This is a genomic window from Alteromonas aquimaris, assembly GCF_026183695.1.
GTDB classification, from domain to species: domain Bacteria; phylum Pseudomonadota; class Gammaproteobacteria; order Enterobacterales; family Alteromonadaceae; genus Alteromonas; species Alteromonas aquimaris.
Map to the genome: position 1 here is coordinate 96912 of NZ_JAPFRD010000006.1, position 23305 is coordinate 120216.

Genomic DNA, 23305 nt, shown 5'->3' on the forward strand with positions numbered 1-23305 from the left:
AGTTTGCAAATTAAGATGAATACCACGTAATTTTCAGAGATGAGATATTTGATGTCCAAAATAAAGACAAAGCTTCATAAAATTTTTCGCAACTTAATGCCGACAAGAGGTATGCGAATTGATCGCACACCAGCTCACGTACTCGAGGCAAGAAAGCTGCTTGCTGGGGTCAATCTTGTAGGTTTTTCTGAAGTTTTTTCCGGGAACTTTGGTGATTTAGTGGGTCCTTACATTTACCAAAAATTAACAGGAAAAACAGCAGAAACTTTTCCTGTGAATAAACAAAAAGTGCCTGAGGAGAGGAAACACTTTTTAATTATCGGCAGTATTTTGCATTTTTCGACAAACCAATCGCATTTATGGGGTATAGGTTTAATGAAAGCTAGAGACGTCGAAAAACACAAAGAGGTTTTCAGTGCGTCTCGAATCTTCGCGGTACGCGGTCCAATTACAAGAAAACATCTTATATCAAGCGGAATAATTAGTGAGCGCCATCCTCTGGCCTATGGTGACCCTGCGATATTATTGCCTCTTTTTCATAACCCAGAGTGTGAAAAGAAATATGAAATTGGTCTGATTCCTCATGTAAAGGATTACGAGAAGGTTAAAGAAAGATATAAAGATCAACCACACGTGCGGGTCATTCAGTTGGGTGATTTAGGATATGAATTTTCAAATATCGAGCCTGTTATAGATGAGATTAAAGAGTGTCAACGAGTGATTTCTTCTTCGTTGCACGGAGTAATAGTTTGCCACTCTTATGATGTACCTGTTTGTTGGGCTAACTTCACTGAGGTAACGAAAAGAGGTAAGTCCGGTACCAGCCATACTAAATTTAAAGATTATTATCTTTCAGTAGCGCTCGAGTGCCCGAATCCTGTAGATCTCACTACTCAATTATTCAGTGAAGCCGACTTAACGTTTACGTTACCAGAGAAAGGTAAAATCGAAGAGTTGCAAAAAGGTTTGATAAATTTTGCGCCCTTTAATATTTCACACAATCCACTATCTTCATAATATTTATGCAATTAATTTTACATATTGGTACGCACAAAACGGGTACAACGACAATTCAACAGCAATTGTCAGCTCAAAGACAATGGTTAAAAGAGCAGGGATGCTGGTATCCCAGTTATAAGGAACTATTTCCAGATGTCGACAATCATTACTCCCATTTAGATCTCGCTAAAGGTCTAATGGGGCAAAGCAAAAAATTTACTGTCGAACAGGTAGAAGAATACTTTTTTCGATTGCATCAGATCGCGCTTCAAAATGGTTATCAGAAAGTATTGATCTCGGCTGAAGCTTTTTATAGAGCAGCGTTGGGTAATAATGAAGGTTCTATTTGGGATAGAAAGGAAAACTATATAAAGAAACTACGCTCTATCATCAAATTCGATGATGTTCGTGTAGTCTTAGTACTGAGACCCTATGCTAGTTATTTGGAGTCTTTATATTCAGAACACGTGAAGGTCACCGCTTATAAAGGCGATATTCTCCGCTTTCTGAGAGAGTATCCAGATCGCTTTTGTCATGATAAGCAGTGCGAGCTTTGGTCAAAACATATTGGCGAAGTTGACGTTTTATACTTCGAAGATTTGATCGAAAGGGGTAATGTCACAGCTAATTTTCTTCACGCTCTTGGCATTTCAGCATTCCCTGTAAACGAAGAAAAGAAAAGAGCAAATGTCGCACTACCACCCCCGTTAATCGAGATGAAAAGGTTATTTAATCAGGTTGAGCAAGATAGAGGGATTTTAAATAAATATGCTAAGATGCTCGCCCAAGTTGCCAAGCTGGATAAATTTACCGCGCGATTTGAAGGCGCTAAAAGTTTCTTCGATGTTGCTGAGCAGGAAAAAGTCATTCAGAAAATTCTTAGTGAAGATTCAATATCCACGGGAAGTGGATTTGTAGACAAAGAACGTTTGACCAAGGTCAATAATAAGAAGCTGAAATTTGAAGGATTGAGTCAAAGAGATGTGGCACTTATATCGTCATTACTATTATCGCTTTAAACTATTACCCATTCTTATTAGTTCGAAGCGGGATATCTGTACTCTACTCAATAAGCTCCGCCATCTAGACTTCGGTAAGGATAGCTCGAATTTTATTCCTTCTTTTTATCAGGCGCTTAGATCGTATCCATCACTACTTCCTCGTACACTTGCCGTGCGAGATGAGCTCTATGAAGATAAATGGAATAATCAGCAGATTTGTTTAGTAGCTGCAGCGTTGGCTGGTAGGGATAATGTTGGAAGCGATTTAATATCTAAATCATTGCTACTTAAGTTGTTGCAAGGGGTAAGAGAAGGCCTGCCTGAGCCTATAGCAAGCAGAATAATTCAGATTGCATTAAATCGACTTGAATTAAATACAGTGTTTCAAGAAGTGGATGACCCTAAACTTCCATTATCTGATAATGTACTAACGATTCTTTTCAATCACATTCCAGATCATTCTATCAATCAATATGGTGGGAGATTTTCTCGTCTGTTTGAGCAATGCGGCGGTATTTCCCACTATCAGGAAAGCGCCAACCTTTTTGCAAACAAGTTTCCAGCCTTGGTAGAGCATCATGAGTTTTTAAAATTAATAGATATACGAATTAAATCCCAAACACATGTTAATCCAGCTTGGTTTGTTCATTTACTTAAAACAAGCGCAGGGAATGAGTATCGTGTGGTCATAAAGACTGTTGAACGATTCATACTTTATCTATCCGAAAAAAAGGTCAAAAGAGATAGAATCAAAGGTATCATAGAAGCGACTTTAAAGCGGTCAATCGATGATGCACTCGCTTTGTCACACTTATATTTTGATAAGGTGCCAGCAAGTACAACAAAGCACGTTGAACTTTATTGTTGGTATCTAGCAACCCTCGGTCGATTTACTGAAGCGAAATCTCACTACTTTTCGCATATTGATAAATCCAGTTTTTTTTCCACCCAACTACAAAAAATAAAACTGGTGGAAGCAACGAATCATCATGCCAAGATTTTCTGTTCATTTAACAATGAAATTGACATTTTACCTAGCTTTTTGGCGTATTACAGGTCATTAGGAAACGTTTTATTCTACTTAGTTGACAATGGGTCTACGGATGGAACACTTGAATATCTGAAGTCTCAAGCTGATGTAAATCTTTTTTATACTGAAGAGAGCTTCAATGATTCTAAGTTCAATGCAACTTGGATTAACGCTTTAATCAGTCAGTATTCTTCCAAAGATGAACTAATCATAAAAGTGGATGCCGATGAATTTTTAATGTATCCAGACATGTTAGAAAAACCTATTGAGACATATTTGACTGAAAGAAGCATTGAACCGATCGACAGTATTTTTGGCGCTTTAATAGACTTATATCCTAAATACTTATCTGATATGGATAATAAATCTGTACCAGAATACATTACGAATACACCAAAATTCTTTGACAAAGTTGATTTCATATTTCCCATCGTTTCACCTCCCTATGCGAGATTAAGTGGGGGGATAAGAAAGCGTGTATTGGGTGCGGCGCTCACTAATTTGACGAAGTCACCCATCGTTAGAGGTGGAGGGGAAGTTATACATTTTAACGCTAATCACTATACCAGTCCCGTTAGAATGGCCGGAGAAGTAGTTGGCTTGGCACATTATAAAATAATGCCAAAATACAAGGAAAAGTTAAAAACCCAATTGTCGCGGGGAGAACATTATGGAGGCGGCAGACGTGAACGTGCTATGTTGAAGTTATCAAATGTTGAAAGCTCCCTGGTAGATGAAGCTGCTCTGGCTTTTTCCCATAAGCTCAATTTGTCTGAAGTCGTAAGTAATAATGAAGAGCTACTTAGCCTTCTAAAGCACTTTCAGGATAAATCACTGGCAAGCAAATGATTCGCGGCAAGCTCAAATCATTAAAGCAGTTCTATTTGCGCAGAAAAAACCGCGTGGCGATTAGGGAACTAATGACATCTCCACATGGTTTTGATCCAAACTGGTATCTAAACGCCTACCCGGATGTCGCTGAGTCCGGGCAAGATCCTTATCTTCACTACATATTACACGGGGCGCAAGAAGGTCGATTACCTATTGAAAATCCTGCCCAAGCATTTGAAAAGTCATTGTGGGCAGGCGCTTACGATATTGCGCTTTGTCGGCTTCAGAAAATAGCATATTCAACGGAGCATGCTCCGATCGTTAGTAGTTTTGCAAACTGGGCCTGTGCTCGATGGTTCTCTCATAAAGGGGATTTCGAAGCAGCGTATACACATCTTCAAGCGTTAATTTCTTCAGAAGTTTATTTCCCTGCGCATGCAGGTGTGCACATTGGCTGGGTTGATTCACTTATCCGCACTTCACGATGTGAAGAAGCGATGAATGCATTAACGGAGTGGTCAAATAAGATTCCACCGGTAGACTGGAATTTACTGCGTTGTAATCTTGCCATGCAAGCTGGTGAATCTGATAGCGTAAAATTGAAATGGTTAAATCAGATTTTTGGAAATGCTAATTTAGCTGCGCTTTCCACTGCCTCAAACAACGCGCTTTCGATAGATAACTTATCGGTAGATATGCCGTTAGCTTCAACAGAATGTCCATTGGTAAGTGTCATCGTACCGGTATTTAATGCGGAAAAATGTGTGACCACTGCATTAAGAGCATTAAATAACCAGGACTGGGGTAATCTCGAAATCATTATTGTTGATGATTGTAGTACAGATGCCTCAATTGAAGTGATCGAAGCGTTTATGTCGTCCACAGAAGCTTCTACACGCGCTCGAGTATTTAGACTGGTTAAGCAGGCTGAAAACTGCGGCGCATATGCAAGCAGGAACCTTGGTGCGTCTTTAGCCAGTGGCGATTTTTTAACAGTACACGACGCCGATGACTGGTCTCATCCACAAAAGATTTCAAAGCAGGTTAAGGACTTACAGCATACTGGCGCAAACGCAAGTGTATCGCATTGGGTGCGCTGTTCGACCGACTTGGAATTTTCCAGATGGCGATATGAAGAATCCCTTGTTCATTTAAATATTTCGTCGTTAATGATAACGCGAAAAGCGCTAGAAATTGTGGGTTATTGGGACCAGATTAAAGCCGGAGCTGACACTGAGTTTTACTATAGATTACAGGCCGTCTTCGGCGCTAACGCCGTAGTAGAGACGATGCCTGGCGTGCCGCTGTCATTCGGAAGAAATCAAGCTGGCTCGTTAACACAGACGGAATCAACGCATTTTCGTTCGCAATTTTATGGTATCCGTAAAGACTATATTGATAGCTTTACACTTTGGCATGACAAGATACGTTCTGGCGCCTCGGCTTACATGCCACTTAACATTAATGTAAGACGCTTTCCTGCGCCCACAGAACTGGTGCGCGGCCAATTGCAGAGCGAAGAATCATGGAGTATAGAAGACTTTATTCGCTATTCGGGACTGTGGGATGCAGGGTGGTATTTAAGTCGATACCCTGAGCTGCAAGGGGTATTGATTGAGCCAATTAAGCACTTCTTAGCTGTGGGCATTTTTGAAGGGCGTGATCCTTCACCAAATTTAAGCATCTCACTAGCTGCCTTTAAAGCAGGGGTAAAATGCGCTGATATTGATGATAGATTTCTTTTTGAAGTTTTCGGTGAGCAGTACGATAGGTCATTCAATCTGTTGGGCGAGCAGCAATTAAAAACGTCCTGTAATACTGTTTTACTGATTGGACATGCAGTAGGTGAGAAACTCTACGGTGCAGAGCGAAGTCTGCTCGATTTAATCCATGCTTATAAGATGTTGGATATCAATGTAGTTTTGGCATTACCCTCAGCGATTAATTATGACTACATTGAGGAGATAAAAACACTGGTTAGTGTGATAGCTGTCATCCCTGATGGATGGTGGCAAATGGGAAAGCTCGCATCAACGGAAACGCTTTCTCACTATTCAACATTAATAAAAGAATACAAAATTGATTTCGTTCATTGCAATAGTACGGTGGTAGAAGGTGGCGCATTAGTAGCCAACCAATCAGACGTGCCATTAATATTACATTGCCGCGAGCTGCTGGGCTTAGATAAGCAATTACAGGAAACGTTGAACGCCACAGAAAAGGAATGGATTGCACGTTGTTTAAGTATGGCTGACGTCATCATCACTAACTCACAATTCGTATTCAATAAATGGCATAACCACTTTTTGTGTCAAATGGGTGATCACAGAGGTGCACCACATTTAATTGAAGTGACGAACCGGGTTGAGATTAGTAAGTTAATAAAATTACCTTTGCCTGACTTCGATCCTGAACATAGAAATCTTCGTGTGGGTATGCTCAGCAGCAACACGGAAAAGAAAGGGATTAGAGATTTTTTTGCATTAAGCGAGTTGTGCGGTCGTGCAATATTGAATGTGGATTTTGTATGTTATGGCCCTGAAAGTGGTGAGCTCAAAAGCTTGATGAGCACCCCGTCTTTGGTTACATTCGGTGGTTATGTGGCCGAACCTCAATTGGCCTTAAAAGAACTCGATATTGTTCTGAGTCTTTCAAAAGTAGAAGAAACATTTGGCCGAACTGTTGCAGAGGCGCTAGCTTCAGGGCGCGTGCCTATCAGCTATAAACTGGGTGGCATAACTGAATTAATAGAGCAAAGTGATTCCGGCTTTTTAGTTGAAGAAGGTAGTTTGAATCAAATAGTTACTATTCTGAAAACAATCATTGACGATCCAGCGCTGCTTGTTGAACACGGTAACAAAGGTCGTTTATTTGCACAGGAAAATTTTTCTTTGCGCAAGATGGCTAATCAATTGGAAATTGCCGTGGGGCGATTGAATTTAAATGGAAGTAAAATATGAATCATTTTTCTACAATCATCTTGATATTATTCAGCTTAACTTGCATATCATGTGTGTTTGCGCAAACAACGCCTCTTTATTCAATTACGTTAGATAAACAAGCCAAAACTAAAATTAGAAAACGTGAGCAATGCAACGGTAACATTTCTAACGGCGGTGGAGACCTTGTTGAAGGCAAATTGCAGCTAAGAGGAAAATGCGACGGAGCAGGAGTTTCTCCTGATATACGAGTTGATCAACAAGGCGAGCAATTCATTCACTTCGAAACTAATCCTGACTATAACAAAAAAGGTAGAACCAGGACTGAATTAGCGCTAACACGTGAATGGTTTGAATTTAAAAAGCCCGTTTATATGGGATTTAAAATTAAAGTACCGGAAGACAGTGATGTCACCAACGAATTTTATTATCTAATGCAGTGGTGGCAATGTGCCCCCAACTCTCCTATCGCTGGTATTAGAATGGATAGAGGAACGAGCCATAACATCAATTTTATGACTCGAGGAGACACGCGGTCGGCAAGCACGGCAAAGTTCGAACTGAAGCCAGGTGAATGGCACTCATTCGTCGTCAAAGGCATCGTAGATCCCTCCGGAAAAGAAAGTGAATTCTCCGTTTGGCATTCTCCAGATACCGCTCCTATTGTTTCAAAAGCAGCGTATGGCTTTCAAACAAAAGCGTGTAAAGGAACTAAAGACATACCGCAAAGGTTTCGTCTAAAGTTTGGTGTTTACAAAGCAACGGAACCGGGGAAAAGTCACTCTGTAGGATACGACGATATCCGTATAGGAAACACGTTTGAAGCGGTTAGCCCATGGCAGCAAAATGTCAAATAGTTCGGTTAAATTTTTTTAGTTTGTAAACGTCTAAATTCATCCTGGCTAGTGACAAAAAAAACGGTAGTATAAGTCTGCTGATGTAACTTTTTTTATTAAGGAATTTATTTAAATGGAATTGAATCACATCTCTTCGTTTCGTTTTCCAACCATCACTGTTTCAGCAATAGCTTTGCTGATGTTTGGGTGTGGAGGCTCAGATGAACCAAACCCTACGTATATGGTTAGTGGAACTGTAGAAGGCTTAACTGGACAAGGTTTAGTTATCCAAAACAATGGTCGCGATAATTTGCAGGTTAATCAGGCTGGCAAATTTACATTTACAGAGCCATTAGAGTCTAAACAAAATTACGAAGTAACCGTACTCATTCAGCCTTCAAATCCAAAACAAAAATGCATAGTTTCTGATGGTAAAGGCGCTATAGCATCTACCCATGTGTCTTCTGTCATGGTTACTTGTACCAGCGTGCCGGATACTCCTACTATTGCGTTAAATTATGACATTAAAACATTTGATTTATCCTGGCAGGAGGATCAATTAGCACAAACATATAAGGTCTGGGTTGACCAGGATGGTGAAGGAAATGCATTCGAATATAAAATGTGGGGCGATGAAATAACGGAGAATTCAATAAGTATTGAGGTTCCGCTTTACAATTACATTGGCGCAAGTTTTAAAGTAGATGCTTGCAACCAGTTTGGTTGCTCTCAGTCACAGGAACAGTTTGTGAGCGAAGATCTCAAGGAAGCAATTGGCTATTTTAAAGCTTCTCAACATGACAAAACATATCTGTTTGGTGCTGATGTAGCGATTTCCGGAGACGGGGATACGTTAGTGGTGAGCAGTTGGAATCTCGTCACCATTTTTTCAAAAAGCCCTGACTCCAATTGGGAACATCAACAAGAGATAAGTTACGATGCAGCAGGCGGTGCAGGGAAAGTTGCGATATCGTCTGATGGTTTGACTCTAGCGGCTACAGCTATCAGTAACGGAGGGGTTGATGTTTATATTCGAAATGATAGTGGCTGGGTAAAGCAGACAAATATTCAGCCTACTAACTCAGATATCGATAAAAACTTCGGTTCTGACTTATCATTTTCTTCAGATGGAAACATTCTCGCAATAGGTGCTGATGGGGGCGACCCGACTCTGGATTCCAGATCCAATGAATTTGTTTACCCAGGATCTGGAGCGGTTTATATCATGTCCCGAAATAATAGTGAGTGGCAGCAAACTGCTTACTTAACTGCTTCTGAATCGTCAGGATATGACAATTTTGGGTCATCCATAGCATTATCTCATCGAGGCGATGTATTGATAGTTGGTGCACCAAAAGAAAATATAAAAAGTGAAGAATATGACGATGGATATGAGATAACGGAGCATGACTATTACTTGGGTCGTGCTTATATTTTCACATTTGCAAATGACCAATGGACAGAAGAGTTTATCTTCGAACGAGATAGTGATCCATTACTTTATGATGCGGCATCTTTGCACCTAGGGCATTCAGTAGCCATTTCTGGTGATGGCGATGTGATAGCCATCGGAGAACCTGGTGATTACGGTTATATGTTTCATAATCAGGAAGGAACCATTTTCGTCCTGGAAAAGATAGCGGATAAGTGGCAGGCAACTCATTCGCTGACAGAAGATAGGAACAGTGATCTGGGCCAATCACTTTCTCTTTCAAAAGACGGTAAAACATTAGTTGCAACAAATCCAAATGACGATACTTTGCAGTCGGGTGTTTACAAAGAGCGGTCGGGAAAGAGCGGTGGGACGGAAGCAGATGTCGGCGCTGCCTATGTATATAAAATAAATTCCAACGATGAATGGTATAAACATGCCACCCTACAAGCCAAGGCCGTAAATAAATACGATGCATTTGGAAGTGTGGTTGCGATTGCAGAAGATGGCTCGGTAGTGATTGGCTCTCACGATGAGTCAAGCGGTGCGACGGGAATCAATGGAGACGCTACGGATAACAGTGAGGAATATGCAGGGGCTGTATATTTATACTAGGCAATAAACGTTTACCTACTTTAAACGCGAAGTGTGAAGGTCTTCACTGTCCATGCAAGCATGAAAAGGCATAGGACTTATTTTATTACAAGTAGTCGTTTTTTAAGTTAGATGTTATGACTTAGATAAAAATCCATGTGTCTACTGAAGACCTTCCTGGTGTTGAACAATTAGGGCATAATAATCAAAGCGTCGCTTCCTCAATCAACGCTGTTTGTTATGTAATGAAAACATTCAAGATTGCGTGGTACGATGACGGGCGGTTAATCACCTAAGCGATACATAGCAATTACAATTTTTATCTAAATTACATTGCGTAATAAACCAATCAACATGTGAAACTATGACGAATCCTTATAAAAACTTAGGCGATAATGCATTTTGGAAATTAGCTGTCGCAGATAGAAACATGTTTGCGATTTCAGAACTGTGGAGTCCGAAATTTCACCTCAAACAAAACCATAAGGTCGTTACTTATGGATCTTGTTTTGCCCAGCATATTGGAAGAGCGTTAAAAGAGAGGGGGTTTAACTGGCATAGAACAGAAGAACCACCAGTGGGGCTCTCCTCAGAAAATTGTAAAATTTTTAATTATGATATTTTTTCTTCACGAACTGGAAATATATACACGACTACATTGTTGAAGCAGTGGATCAAGTGGTGCATAGATCCAACGTCAATCTCAGATGAGACATGGGTATCGGGAAATAGGTTCATTGATCCTTTTAGGCCTAGGATAGAACCTGATGGATTCCAATCTGCGCATGAAGCCAGACAGTCATTATTACAAACAGTAAACTCTTTTCATCAGTCGATTAAAGATGCTGATGTGTTTGTTTTTACACTAGGGCTTACCGAAAGCTGGCATAACGAGGAAACAGGGGTTGAATACCCGATGTGCCCGGGCACAGTGGCGGGGGATTTCGACCCGGAAAAACATAAGTTTGAAAATTTATCCTTTTCCAGAACGTATCATGCATTATCTGACTCTATAAATATGATGAAGGAAATAAATCCAGAATTACGTTTTATTCTCACAGTTTCTCCTGTGCCACTTACCGCCACCTACACAGGGCAACATGTGGTCTTAGCCACAATGGCTGCGAAATCTACGCTAAGAGCTGTAGCACATGAGTTTGCTGTGCAAAACGAGTACATTGATTACTTTCCCTCGTATGAAATTATCAACAGTCCTGTTTTTAAAGGAGCCTTTTTCGAACCAAATCAGAGAAATGTGAGTTCGTTTGGAGTCAACTTTGTCATGAATTCATTTTTTGAATGCATTCAAAAGCGTTTTGGGGATGTTAGCTTCTCTAGTTCACCGTCTTCTCCTCCAACAAGTGAAGAAGCAGAAGATGCTGTTTGTGAAGAAGAACTCTTGGACGCATTTAAAAAATGAAGGTATGTATAATAGGAAATAGTCACGTTGGTGCTTTGAAACGAGCCTGGGATAACAGCCTTGAAGCGTCCTTTAAGAAGAAATTTAGCGTTACTTTTTTCGCAGCTAGAGGGACTGCCATAGGAGATATTAAAATTGATGAAGGCGCACTAGTACCAATTACGCCAAGTTTGCAAAAGGTTTTGGAATTTACCTCCGGTGGAAAGAAAAGTATTGTTCTTAAAGATTACGATATGTTTTTTCTATATGGTTTAGGCATTAACGCCTATTACATCAAAGATACATTTTATTCAGGCGCAGTCGTAAGGCAAACCGTAGCAGATATATTTGAACCCAGGCTCGCTAACAGAATACTTTCTATGATTAGAAAGGGAAGTTCGAAGAGAGTATTCATTGGTCATAACCCTATGCCAGTACACGCAAAAAGCGATACCATACCTCTTAGCGAGGAGAGTTATAACTTTTATGCAAACGGCACTTCCCTCTCAAATGAGCACTATTTTAGCAAGCTGAATTGTGAGTTGGTGATGCAACCTAAGCAAACGCTTGTTGGTAATGCCAGGAGTACGCACTCTCGCTTTTCAAAAGGTTCAATGAAATTAGATGTCAGCGCTAAAAGAAGTGGTCAACTTCATAATGATTTGGATCGCAAGCACATGAACGAAGAGTTTGGCCTGATTTTTTTAAAAGAATTATTTGAAAAGTTTGAAGAGAGTTATGAATCTGAAAAAATGGCCAAATCAGGAGCGCTCCGCAGGCTTTTAAATAAAATTTCACGACAAAAAGTGCGTTAACTTTTTATCAGGCATCGTTGTAATCAGATCTCAGGATAATGGAGCAGGCAGTACAAGAACCTGCGAAGATACTGCGGATGACTGTGAGGGATTAAATACGGCTCTATGTCTTTACAAAGAATCAAATTTTTTTTTAAGGTCAACGCCTAGTAAGAAGGTTAGTAATTACCATGGAAGTAGTAAAAGAATGTTTAAGCCCTCCTCGTTCTCATTAATCCTTACCTTAACGTTACTTTTATGTGGTTGTGGAGGAAGCGGCGAAAGTCCTGAATCGTCAGAGCAGCCAATCTCTGCGCCGCCATCTGACATGTATTCTATAGGTGGAACAGTAACTGGTTATACAGGCGGTTCGCTCACCATCTTTCTGAAAGTGGGAGAGGTTCATTACGAGTCAAATGTCATTTCTGACACCGGTGCATTTTCATTTGAGACGGTCGCTAACGCTAATGAGAAATATGAAGTCTACCCGGCTCAGGCTGACGACTACTATTCGGAGTACGAGTGTTCCGTTGAAAATGGAAGCGGCACTGTAAAAACGTCTGATGTAACTGATATTTTGTTGAGTTGTGCCCGTTACCCAGAAGCAACCAATATTAAAAATTTTAGCTACGGAATAAAAACCGTCACGATCGACTGGTACGAAGCCGAGCGAGCTACACACTATAATGTTGTTGCAGATAAATATGTTACTTCTGACTGGAGAAGCAAGGAATCGGAGCAACCCCAATATTTGGCGACAAATCTCACCCAAACTGCTTTTTCACTAACGTTACCCCTGTATAAGTATGCGTGGATGGATATTCGAATTGAATCCTGCGACGAGAAGCGTTGTGCCGACTGGGGACAAAATGACCATCTCTATTTCACAAGCGAAGCAATTGGTTACTTTAAAGCATCCAATCCAAACGCATTGGATTACTTCGGCAGTTCCGTGGCAATCTCAGCTGATGGTAAAACCATGGTCGTGGGCGCATCCGGAGAAGATGAAGGCAGCCATGCAGGTGAACCGAATTTAAACAATACAGAGAACGCAGGTGCCGTTTATGTGTTCGTAAATGATAGCGTGCAAGGATGGAAGCAGGTTGCTTACCTGAAACCTGCCAACGCGGGAGCAAACGACAATTTCGGTGCGTCAGTCGCAGTTTCAGAAGACGGTAGTTTGATAGTTGTGGGTGCACCGGGTGAAGATGGTGATGCCAATAGCGAACTACACCTTCATAATGATTTAGCTGAAGATGCGGGCGCAATCTACGTTTTCGAAAAAAATGAAGAGGGCGAGTGGAACGAAGCTCACTATGTGAAAGCTGATGATGCTTCAATTTTCGATAAATTCGGAAGCTCTCTTGCGTTACTCCCTGACGGTAGTGCATTTGTAGTTGGCGCACCTTTTAAAGATAAGTCAGCAGAGCTCGTCGATTCTGGCGTAGTCTATTATTTCAAAAAGGTAGGGGAAAGCTGGAACCAAACTTCAAAAATCGAGGCGTCGGATGCTCATACAGAGAATCGATTTGGGAACGCTCTTGCGCTTGCTGATGATGGAAACACTTTTGTAGTAGGCGCAAAGCATGCCGGACAAGTTCAGCGTGAAGCTGGCGGGGAAACTTATTATCATGGTGCGGCGTATGTGTTTTCATATTCCGATGGGAACTGGAATGAAGCTGCAATTCTTAAAGATAGTTCTCCAAATATGAATGACTTTTTTGGCTCATCAGTAGCCATCACCACAACGGGTGAACGGGTTGCCGTTGGCGCACAGGGAGGACTTGACAAAGAAGGTCGGGTTCACGTTTATGAGATGACCTCCACAGGATGGGTTAAGACTGACGAACTGGAGGCCCTTGATAACGCAGGAGATGAAGACTTGTTTGGAGCTTCTGTTGTTTTCAGTAAAGACGGCAATATGCTGTTTGTCGGGGCGACAGCAGAATCTGGGGTACAAAAAGGCCTGGCGTTTAAAGATGTCGATTTAATCAAAGGTGATAAGACCGGTGCGGTGTACGTGTACTCCCTTGATGAAGGTAATGACTGGCAACATTACCGTTACATAAAGGCGAAACAGAACAAGCCTGACATGAAGTTTGGTTCCTCAATTGTCGTGGCGGACGATGGCACACTGGCTGTTACTGCCGAAGCTGAAAGTAATAGTGCTTCGGGTATTAATGGCGAGGTGGATTTTGCAGAAATGGAAGAGTCTGGGGCAGTGTATCTGTACTAAGTAGCGAGGAGTGTTAGTTGACTCAGCCATCTGATGCACCTATATTCTCTCGCTGACAAGTTCATGGCGACTAACCTCCTTTAATAAGTTCAATGCGTACTATTATTCACATCGGCCCTCACAAGACAGGCTCATCAGCTATTCAAAAATGGCTGTTGGAAAATAGGCAACATTTAATCGAAGAGGGAGTTTATTATCCTCCTCACGAGATAGACGAAAACGGTGTTAGTTCAGGTAATTTCTGGAATATCGCCAAACTCAATTCAGCAAGTGAATTAATTGTTGATAACGATAAAGTGAAAGCGCTCTACCTGAAAGCGCGAAATGCCAAGTGCCACACCGTTTTGCTGTCGTCCGAATTTTTCACTAAGTATTTGAGTAAAATACACCTACATTTTCCAGATGCATTATATATCGGTTACATCCGCTTTGGCCTGGAAGTGATCGAGTCTGGCTACAATCAGGGAGTAAAACGCCATGGACGAGCAGCAAAATTTTCGCTACCAAAACGATCTTTTTCAAGAACGTTGAGAATATTGGAGCAGGGAATCAAAAAGGTCGGGGTGGATCAGTTTATTTTCCGACCGTACGCTCAGAGTTTATTCGAAGGCAAATCCATTATCGCAGATTTTCTTTCAGCGATAGATGTATCCGTATCAGCAGACAATTCTAGCGTTGAGTCAGAATGGGTGAATACGTCTTATTCCCCGCAAGGCTTAGAATTCAAACGTTGGTTTAACCATTATCCACTCAACGATATGCAAATACGACTAGACTCATTTCTGCAGCACGAAGGCAGCTTAAAAAAACAAAAATATTCTTTACTTTCTCAGGAAGAATTCGCCAGATGTAAGTCAAATATGCTAAAGCATCTAAATAGCTTCTGTGCCAAATACCCGGTTAAAGATGCCGATAAGCTTTTAGCGCTATGTTCGACTTACACTCAGCCTAAGAGAGTAGTGCAGGAATTGTCGGATGAAGATTTTAAAAAGCTACTTAATGAGTTTATACGTTACGAAAATAATAATGCAGAGCAGCTTTATTTATGGGTGAAAAATCAGAGCAAAAAAGTTATTGAGGAGAATCATAGCAAAAAGCTCAGTATGATAGAAAAATCAATTCCACTTTCTATCAAAATTCGTTATGAAGCCAGCTACTATAAAAGCAAACTGCTGGCGTTGTTGCGGTAAATAAGTACAAAGTGTGACTGTTTGAATCGCTCTCGAGAAATGATACCGGACGAAATCTGTTTCGTCTGGCTGCTCACTTTAATTGAAAAATACTTGTTTGATCATGGCATCTCTTAGTGGGCAAATAAAATATTGGAGAATTTATTAAAATGGATATTTACTTAATGCGTGAATCTCTTCCTCTTAAAAAAGTTTCAGTTAATTTACTAATCCTGCTCAGTGGTGGCCTGTTGACAGGTTGCGGAAGTGGCAGTGATAGCGCCGAACCTGCACCAACATATTCGATTTCTGTGAATGTCGAGGGCGTTGTTGGAACTGGTTTTGTTCTTCAGAATAATGGTCAAGATAATTTAGAAGTCCCAGACAATGGTGTGTTTTCGTTTGCCACCAGGCTTGAGTCCCAAACTGACTACAATGTTACTATTTGTTCTCTACCATCTAATCCCGAACAGGATTGTCAAATACAGAATGGAACAGGGACAGTTCAGAGTTCCAACGTATCCGACGTTCAGGTAGTTTGTACTGCCACACCAGATGCACCGCAAGTTTCCCTATCTTATAGTATAAAGTCATTAGAAGTTAGTTGGACATCCCCTGAGAATGTTACCAGCTACAACGTTTTGGTTGACAAAGATGGGGAAGAAATCAATGAAACTGACTATACAGCTGTTGCCAATGGAGTAACCACTTCTACTTTTTCTATGGAAGTGCCTTTATACGACTATGTTGGTGCAAGCTTCGTGGTTGAAGCCTGTAATAAATTGGGTTGCACATCATCTTCTTCGGCAACTGTTGAAAGCGGCCTTAAGCAAGCTGTGGGATATTTTAAGGCGTCTAATCCCGATGAGTTCGACCAGTTTGGCCGTGTGATCGCGCTTTCTGAGGATGGAACGACGCTTGTTGTTGGGGCTCCAGGTGAAGACGAAAGTGTGCACGACGAAGCGAAAGATAACAATGATATAGAAAACTCAGGCGCGGTTTACGTTTTTACAAAAAATCAAATTGATAGCTGGCAGCAAACTGCTTACGTTAAAGCTTTTAATTCCGGAGTTGACGATAACTTTGGTTCCGCTGTGGCGATTACAGAGGACGGTAGGGTTCTTGTTGTTGGAGCTCCGCGGGAAGATGGCAGTTCGGATAGTGTCTTGGAAGCGGAAAATGATTTACTGCAAGACGCTGGAGCGGTTTACGTTTACATAAAAGATGAAGAAGGCATTTATCAATTACAGCACTATCTAAAGTCAACTGAATCAGTAGAAAATGGCCAGTTTGGAAGTCAAGTGGCAATTTCCAAAGACGGTGCATCTCTATTCGTGACTTCAGCGCACAACATTGAAGGTGTGGGTCTTCGTAATACTGTCTACGTTTATGAAATGACTGACAATAATTGGAGTCGTAAAACGGTATTGATTAGCTCCAATAATGAAGTCAATGATCTGTTTGGGGACGCAATAGACCTATCTGATGGCGGTGAAACCCTGGTTGTAGGGGCGCCTAAAAACGGCGCTGTCGTATTTGATGATGGAGAAATGAGTGAAACTTATTACGAAGGGGCTGCTTATGTGTTTTCAAAAATCAATAACGAGTGGAGTGAAACAGCATTACTAAAAAGTGCTAATCCTGTCCTTGAAAGTTACTTTGGAGATGCGGTAGCAATCGCTGGAAGTGCGTCCAAAATAGTGGTGGGCGAAAATGGTGGATTCGAGCGAGCTGGTAAAGTGCATGTATTCGAGCCTGATGAGAGCGGATGGGTAAGTACGAATGAGCTTTCAGCTCCTTATGACGCCGAAAGTGATGATGGATTCGGTTATTCGGTCGCTCTCTCAAAAGATGGAAATAAGATGTTCGTTGGAGCAATTGGTGAACGCTATGACGCACTTGGTGTTTATTCAGAAAAACCTGATTCCAACGTCAAAATTCAAGACGGTGCAGTTTTTGGTTTTGAAATAAATGAAGACAGTTCCTGGGAACACACAAGTTACATCAAACCAAAGCACACTAGTATTTATAGCAGCTTTGGGTATGCGATAAAGTTGTCTGACAATGGTACATTGGCTGTCAGTTCTGATACTGAAAGTGGCGGAGGAAGCGGTGTCAATAGCGACCCTGCTGAAGAGGGCGAAAAAAGAAGTTCGGGCGCAGTTTATCTTTATTAAGTAACATTTAACTGGCGATGTGAAACATTTAGTACTTAGATGTTTGGGATATTTTTAATACCTAAAAGTCCATATATCATTATGGACTTTTTTTTCGTAATTACTCACTTATCTTACAGCGAGAGAGCTCCACTGATTTAGACAATTCATCGTAAATGAAGATAGAACGATGTATTTAAATTGAATTAAGAAGTGCGAGAGCATGTGCTCTCGAATTGTTATTTTCTAAAATAACTTTCTAACCTTTAAAATGTCATTACGGTTAAAATTCACTCTCAGAACAAATCTGCAAACACGAACTGCTCGATTTATGTGATAATTATATCGATGAGCTAAGTAGTAAATTAGAAATGACGTTATTTTATCTCTATAACTCATTTCATGATCGGTATATCAAATCCATTGAGGGGGAATCAACAGTGAGAAAAGGAATTATATTGGCGGGCGGCTCAGGCACCAGACTTCACCCTCTCACTAGAGTGGTAAGTAAGCAGCTTATGCCTGTCTACGATAAGCCAATGATTTACTATCCTTTAACTACGTTAATGATGTCTGGGATAAGAGATATATTAGTTATTACAACCCCAGACGAGCAGTCTAGATTTATTGACCTGTTGGGCGATGGCGCCTCTATTGGTTTAAATATTCAGTATGCGGTACAACCCAGCCCTGATGGCTTGGCGCAAGCCTTTATTATTGGCGAGGATTTTATCGGTACCGATAGTTGTGCGCTGATATTGGGCGACAACATTTATTACGGCCACGATTTGAGGGTTTCGTTAAAGAATGCGTTCGCCCAGGAGCACGGGGCAACCGTGTTTGGTTATCATGTTAATGATCCAGAGCGCTATGGCGTAGTCGATTTTGATAATGACTGGAATGCGATTTCTATAGAGGAAAAACCAGCCCAACCAAAGTCCAGTTATGCCGTAACTGGACTCTATTTTTATGATAATCGGGTGGTCGATTTTGCCAAGCAAGTAAAACCTTCTCATCGAGGTGAGTTAGAAATAACCGATTTGAATAACCTTTATCTGCAGGATGGCAGTCTTAAAGTTGAACTGATGGGACGTGGCTCAGCGTGGCTGGACACCGGCACATTAGATAGCCTGCTCGATGCAGCCAACTTTGTCGCTGCGATTGAAAAACGTCAGGGCCTAAAAATATGTTGTCCGGAAGAAGTGGCATTTAGATTAGGTTACATCAACGCTAAGCAACTAGAAGAACTCGCGAAGCCACTTATAAAAAGCGGATACGGCGATTATCTACTCAAAGTCATTCATGACCGTGTAAAATAACGCTACACAATTTCCTTCCAAAGCAAACTTACTATTTAAGCGATTACATGCAAGCAATAAGTACTGACATTCCAGATGTCAAAATAATCGAACCCCGGGTGTTCGGCGACGAACGTGGATTTTTTATGGAAACGTTTCGTACGGACTGGTTTAGAAAGGAATGCGCAGACGTAGAATTTGTTCAGGATAACCATTCTAAATCAAAACAAGGTATTTTACGTGGGCTGCATTATCAGTTAAAGCAGACCCAGGGAAAATTGGTTCGAGTAACCAGTGGCGAAGTGTTCGACGTCGCCGTGGATATGCGCAAAGATTCGACGACCTTCGGTAAATGGGTTGGCGTTACGCTTTCAGCAGAAAATAAACGCCAACTTTGGGTTCCAGCAGGTTTTGCGCACGGTTTTTATGTTACTAGTGAAGCTGCTGAGTTTGTTTATAAATGTACGGATTACTATCATCCTGAGTCTGAGATATCGATAAAATTCGATGATCCGTCCATTGGTATACAATGGCCTTTGGTGAATGGGCAACCTCCTTCCCTGTCCGCCAAAGATGCCGAAGGATTAGCTTTTGCAGATGCACCTGCGTTTGAAGGCCAATAAATGAGTATTGTTGTCATAGGGAAGTCAGGCCAACTCTCATTTGAGTTGCAAAAAATTTTAGGAACGAACGCTACCTACCTGGGTCGAGACGACATCGATATATCGGATCTAGACAATTTAACGAATACGCTCGATACAGTTCAACCCACCGCGATTATAAACGCCTCGGCATATACTGCAGTAGATAAAGCAGAAACGGACCGCGACGCGGCTCATACTGTCAATTCAGAAGGCGTCAGCAATTTAGCATCCTATTGCAAGTCCAACGATTCATTTTTGGTGCATGTTTCCACCGATTATGTGTTTAACGGCGAAAAAGGCTCACCCTACACCATTGATGACTCAATTGAGCCGCAAGGGGTGTATGGTGAAACGAAAGCAGAAGGCGAAAAGGCGGTACTTTCAATACTACCTAACGCAAGTTGCCTGATTAGAACAGCCTGGGTTTATTCATCACACGGTAATAATTTCGTCAAAACGATGCTGCGATTGATGCGTGAAAAACCGCAGTTGACGGTAATTGATGATCAGGTTGGTACTCCCACTTGGGGTAAAGGGCTCGCTGAAGTATGTGTATTATCAGCACAGCAAAAAATAGCAGGTACTTATCATTGGACAGATGAAGGTGTTTGTAGCTGGTATGATTTTGCCCTGGCAATTCAGGAACTGGCAATTAGCAAAGGGATCTTATCTTCCGCAATTCCTATTCTACCCATTCCATCATCTCAGTATCCCACTCCAGCCAAGCGGCCCCACTACAGTGTCTTAGACAAAACACTGAGCCGTGAGGCTTTTAAACCTCTTCATCTTCAACATTGGCGTATACAATTATCAAATATGTTGGATGAACTGTACGACAATAAAGAGTTATAAATAATGAGTAAAAAAATATTGGTAACGGGTGGTGCCGGATTCATCGGCTCAGCGGTTGTCCGACACTTAATCAATAACACTGAACACCATGTTGTGAATGTGGACAAGTTAACTTACGCTGGTAACTTAGAGTCATTAACTTCCGTTTCTGACGATCCAAGGTATCACTTTGAAAAAGTAGATATTTGTAACGCCAGCGAAATAAAAAGAGTGTTTGATACACACCAGCCAGACGTTGTAATGCACTTGGCCGCGGAATCCCATGTGGATCGCTCGATAGATGGCCCAGGTGAATTTATTCAAACAAATGTGGTGGGAACCTACACACTTCTCGAAGAAGCCAGAGTCTATTGGTCTTTGTTAAATGACTCTAAGAAGGGGACGTTTAAATTTCACCACATCTCAACCGATGAAGTGTATGGTGACTTACCACATCCAGACGATGTAGATGGTGGGGTGGAACTACCCTTATTTACTGAAGAAACGCCGTATGCACCCAGCTCACCCTATTCGGCTAGTAAAGCATCTTCAGATCAACTTGTAAGGGCATGGTTAAGAACTTATAAATTACCCACCTTAGTAACTAATTGTTCAAACAATTATGGTCCATTTCACTTCCCGGAGAAGCTTATCCCCCTAGTGATATTGAATGCATTGGCGGGTAAGGATTTGCCGGTTTATGGTAAAGGCAATCAAATTCGTGACTGGCTATATGTTGAAGACCACGCCCGCGCCTTAGTACTAGTTGCATTGGAAGGGAAGATAGGTGAAACCTACAACATTGGTGGTCATAACGAAAATAAAAACATAGAAGTCGTGAGAACTATTTGCCGTATATTGGACGAACTGAAACCTAAAGAGGCGAAATACGAAGAGCAGATCACCTTCGTTAAAGATCGACCAGGGCACGATATGCGATACGCTATCGACGCTTCGAAGATAGAACGAGAGCTAGGATGGACGCCTGAGGAAACGTTCGAAAGCGGTATCCGAAAAACCGTGCAATGGTATTTAGATAACGAAAGCTGGTGGCAGGCAGTACTGGATGGAAGCTATCAGGGAGAGAGACTCGGCACAGGCCATTAGTCTTATACATATTTCATGTTAAAATAAAAAATGCCGCTTGTTAGCGGTATTTTTATTTTGGGTTGGGAAATTAGAATGATAAAGAAACTCTCGATGCTGACTGTCAAAGCTGCCGTTGGACTATTGCCCGTGGGGGTCAAGAAGAGTCTTAAAAAAAATGCTCGGCTAACTGAATTTTATAGTCGGTCGTTACAGCGGTCAGGGTTATTTTTCGGATTTCCCAGTCCTAAAAAATTGCAGGCGCTTTATAATAAACGATTAAATCAGCAAGCACGTGAGCTCTCAGAATATGCGATAACCCAGACAAAATGTCAGGTTGTTATTGCTGGCGATAATGCGACTAAAGTTTTGCACACCATCACTTCTTTTGACGAAGAGTATTTAGCAATTGTTACGCTAATTGTGGAGGATGAAATATTTTCTCAAATCAGCGCAGCTATCAATAATCACATTATCGTTAAGCCTTTCTCAACTTTTGCAGACATCGATAGCACTCCTGCATTATTAATTCGTCAAGGGGAAAGCGTAGATACCAAACGCTTGCTACAAACACTGACAAAATATAACGCCTCGCTGGAAGGCCAGGTTACTTATTTTGACTGGCATTACGTGGATAAAAAAGGAACACCCGTTGACCCTCAACTGTTGCCGGATTGGAATCCTGATCTGCAGTTGTCGACGGGCTATATTAAAACGGCGATATGGTTGCAAAACCCCGTCGAATGGTTACAGCGGTTTCCGCTAAACAATAATTACTATTGCTGGCTTGCTAAGTTTGGATTGGCGAACGAAAGCGCAGTTTTTCATATTCCCTATTCTATTCTTGCTGCCCCAGGAAGCTATGCAGAGGATAAAATTGACTTAGTCGCACTGGCTAATGAACCTGCAGATAAAGCGGCTGGCACGGTAGATAAGAATAACGCCGTTGTTAACCTGATGTGGCCCCTTCATACCGCCCCCTTAGTTTCGCTTATTATTCCTACGTATAACGGTAAAGAGCTGGTTCGAGGATGTATAGAGTCTATTTTGGAGAAAACCACATATCAAAACTATGAAATTATCCTGGTGGACAACAATTCAGACGATCCAGCATGTTTGGCTTATTTTGAACAGCTCAATCGCGACCCTAAAATAACAGTGTTGAAGTTCCCTTATCCTTTCAACTATTCGGCCATCAACAATTTTGCGGTGAAACACGCAAAAGGTGAAATCATAGGGCTGATTAACAACGACATCGAAATAATCACACCTGAATGGCTCGAGTATATGGCCGGCCATGCCATGCGCGCTAATATAGGTTGCGTAGGAGCAAAACTATTATATGCCGACGGTCGCCTTCAACATGCCGGTGTTGTGCTTGGGTACGGTGGCGGGGCAGGCCACGCACATAAGTATTTTCCGCGGAATCATGCTGGGTATTTAAAGAGGATCGTTGCAACTCACAATTACTCAGCGGTCACAGCAGCGTGCCTGTTGGTCAAAAAGACACTTTTTAATGAAGTCGGTGGCCTGGACGAATCCAATCTCAAAGTAGCCTTCAATGATGTTGATTTTTGTTTAAGGGTGCGAGAAACCGGTGTACATAACCTGTATTGCGCAGAAGCTGAAATGTTTCATTATGAAAGTATCTCAAGGGGCCTTGATATTTCTCCTGAAAAGGCACAGCGGTTTAAGCAGGAGCTGGACTTCTTGCAAACAAACTGGGTCAGCTATATTGAGCATGATCCTGCGTACAACCCCAACTTGACCCTTAGGCGAGAAAACTTTTCGATAAAGGAGTAGAACAATAAATTTGATAGTTTCAAAGTAAATTAAATTCGAAAGTAGAGAGCTTAAGTTTAATTTAGTGAAAATAATGTTAATTAAAAGGGTGTTATGTTTGTGCTTATCAAGAGTGACCCTTTATAATAAATTTTGAAAAAAGTTAAATCTTGAATCAAACCGGGTTTGTCGGAGGCTAATTATCTTGAGAGAATTAGCCAATGAACAAGAGAGTAACGTATTCCCCA

The 23305-nt window shown here is 41.4% G+C and carries 16 protein-coding genes; all 16 read left to right on the forward strand.

Annotation, left to right across the window (positions count from 1 at the left end; all coding sequences use genetic code 11):
* Nucleotides 1-51: 51 nt before the first annotated feature.
* The 16 genes from OPS25_RS06075 to OPS25_RS06150 all read left to right on the forward strand — a co-directional run bounded on the left by OPS25_RS06075 (nucleotide 52) and on the right by OPS25_RS06150 (nucleotide 23078).
* Nucleotides 52-1017, forward strand: a complete 966-nt coding sequence (locus OPS25_RS06075; RefSeq protein WP_265616756.1) for a polysaccharide pyruvyl transferase family protein — start codon at nucleotides 52-54, stop codon at nucleotides 1015-1017.
* Nucleotides 1018-1022: 5 nt separating this feature from the next.
* Complete coding sequence (locus tag OPS25_RS06080; RefSeq protein ID WP_265616757.1) at nucleotides 1023-2018, forward strand: hypothetical protein; 996 nt, start codon at nucleotides 1023-1025, stop codon at nucleotides 2016-2018.
* A 154-nt stretch (nucleotides 2019-2172) separates the two neighbouring features.
* The gene (locus tag OPS25_RS06085; protein WP_265616758.1) at nucleotides 2173-3879 is read left to right on the forward strand and encodes a glycosyltransferase family 2 protein; all 1707 of its coding nucleotides are present in this window, start codon (nucleotides 2173-2175) and stop codon (nucleotides 3877-3879) included.
* A 71-nt stretch (nucleotides 3880-3950) separates the two neighbouring features.
* Nucleotides 3951-6821 (forward strand): glycosyltransferase, encoded by a 2871-nt coding sequence (locus OPS25_RS06090; protein WP_265616759.1) that lies wholly within the window; start codon nucleotides 3951-3953, stop codon nucleotides 6819-6821.
* A gap of 53 nt (nucleotides 6822-6874) precedes the next feature.
* Nucleotides 6875-7657, forward strand: coding sequence for a heparin lyase I family protein (locus tag OPS25_RS06095; RefSeq protein ID WP_265616760.1), 783 nt, complete (start codon nucleotides 6875-6877; stop codon nucleotides 7655-7657).
* A 112-nt stretch (nucleotides 7658-7769) separates the two neighbouring features.
* The gene (locus OPS25_RS06100; RefSeq protein ID WP_265616761.1) at nucleotides 7770-9683 is read left to right on the forward strand and encodes an FG-GAP repeat protein; all 1914 of its coding nucleotides are present in this window, start codon (nucleotides 7770-7772) and stop codon (nucleotides 9681-9683) included.
* Between the two features lie 343 nt (nucleotides 9684-10026).
* Entirely contained in the window at nucleotides 10027-11082 is a 1056-nt protein-coding gene (locus tag OPS25_RS06105) for a GSCFA domain-containing protein (protein ID WP_265616762.1), read from the forward strand.
* A gap of 35 nt (nucleotides 11083-11117) precedes the next feature.
* Nucleotides 11118-11876, forward strand: coding sequence for a hypothetical protein (locus tag OPS25_RS06110; RefSeq protein WP_265616763.1), 759 nt, complete (start codon nucleotides 11118-11120; stop codon nucleotides 11874-11876).
* Between the two features lie 187 nt (nucleotides 11877-12063).
* Nucleotides 12064-14091: an FG-GAP repeat protein gene (locus OPS25_RS06115; protein WP_265616764.1), complete on the forward strand. Its 2028-nt coding sequence runs from the start codon at nucleotides 12064-12066 to the stop codon at nucleotides 14089-14091.
* Between the two features lie 92 nt (nucleotides 14092-14183).
* On the forward strand, nucleotides 14184-15281 hold the full coding sequence (locus OPS25_RS06120) for a hypothetical protein (RefSeq protein WP_265616765.1): 1098 nt from the start codon (nucleotides 14184-14186) through the stop codon (nucleotides 15279-15281).
* 149 nt (nucleotides 15282-15430) lie between these two features.
* Complete coding sequence (locus tag OPS25_RS06125) at nucleotides 15431-17437, forward strand: FG-GAP repeat protein (protein WP_265616766.1); 2007 nt, start codon at nucleotides 15431-15433, stop codon at nucleotides 17435-17437.
* 419 nt (nucleotides 17438-17856) lie between these two features.
* Nucleotides 17857-18735, forward strand: a complete 879-nt coding sequence (gene rfbA / locus OPS25_RS06130; RefSeq protein WP_265616767.1) for a glucose-1-phosphate thymidylyltransferase RfbA — start codon at nucleotides 17857-17859, stop codon at nucleotides 18733-18735.
* A 47-nt stretch (nucleotides 18736-18782) separates the two neighbouring features.
* Nucleotides 18783-19337: a dTDP-4-dehydrorhamnose 3,5-epimerase gene (gene rfbC / locus OPS25_RS06135; protein ID WP_265616768.1), complete on the forward strand. Its 555-nt coding sequence runs from the start codon at nucleotides 18783-18785 to the stop codon at nucleotides 19335-19337.
* Nucleotides 19338-20210 carry a dTDP-4-dehydrorhamnose reductase gene (rfbD, locus tag OPS25_RS06140; protein WP_265616769.1) on the forward strand — a complete coding sequence of 291 codons (873 nt, stop codon included), beginning with the start codon at nucleotides 19338-19340 and terminating at the stop codon, nucleotides 20208-20210.
* Between the two features lie 3 nt (nucleotides 20211-20213).
* The gene (rfbB, locus tag OPS25_RS06145; protein ID WP_265616770.1) at nucleotides 20214-21296 is read left to right on the forward strand and encodes a dTDP-glucose 4,6-dehydratase; all 1083 of its coding nucleotides are present in this window, start codon (nucleotides 20214-20216) and stop codon (nucleotides 21294-21296) included.
* Between the two features lie 75 nt (nucleotides 21297-21371).
* Nucleotides 21372-23078, forward strand: coding sequence for a glycosyltransferase family 2 protein (locus OPS25_RS06150; RefSeq protein WP_265616771.1), 1707 nt, complete (start codon nucleotides 21372-21374; stop codon nucleotides 23076-23078).
* Nucleotides 23079-23305: the final 227 nt, after the last annotated feature.

Bases quoted from the DNA above. Each gene is read 5' to 3' on its own strand.
- rfbB (WP_265616770.1), top strand. From the start codon at position 20,214: ATGAGTAAAAAAATATTGGTAACGGGTGGTGCCGGATTCATCGGCTCA.
- OPS25_RS06100 (WP_265616761.1), top strand. From the start codon at position 7,770: ATGGAATTGAATCACATCTCTTCGTTTCGTTTTCCAACCATCACTGTT.
- OPS25_RS06080 (WP_265616757.1), top strand. From the start codon at position 1,023: ATGCAATTAATTTTACATATTGGTACGCACAAAACGGGTACAACGACA.
- OPS25_RS06090 (WP_265616759.1), top strand. From the start codon at position 3,951: ATGACATCTCCACATGGTTTTGATCCAAACTGGTATCTAAACGCCTAC.
- rfbD (WP_265616769.1), top strand. From the start codon at position 19,338: ATGAGTATTGTTGTCATAGGGAAGTCAGGCCAACTCTCATTTGAGTTG.
- OPS25_RS06120 (WP_265616765.1), top strand. From the start codon at position 14,184: ATGCGTACTATTATTCACATCGGCCCTCACAAGACAGGCTCATCAGCT.
- OPS25_RS06075 (WP_265616756.1), top strand. From the start codon at position 52: ATGTCCAAAATAAAGACAAAGCTTCATAAAATTTTTCGCAACTTAATG.
- rfbC (WP_265616768.1), top strand. From the start codon at position 18,783: ATGCAAGCAATAAGTACTGACATTCCAGATGTCAAAATAATCGAACCC.
- OPS25_RS06125 (WP_265616766.1), top strand. From the start codon at position 15,431: ATGGATATTTACTTAATGCGTGAATCTCTTCCTCTTAAAAAAGTTTCA.
- OPS25_RS06115 (WP_265616764.1), top strand. From the start codon at position 12,064: ATGTTTAAGCCCTCCTCGTTCTCATTAATCCTTACCTTAACGTTACTT.
- OPS25_RS06150 (WP_265616771.1), top strand. From the start codon at position 21,372: ATGATAAAGAAACTCTCGATGCTGACTGTCAAAGCTGCCGTTGGACTA.
- OPS25_RS06105 (WP_265616762.1), top strand. From the start codon at position 10,027: ATGACGAATCCTTATAAAAACTTAGGCGATAATGCATTTTGGAAATTA.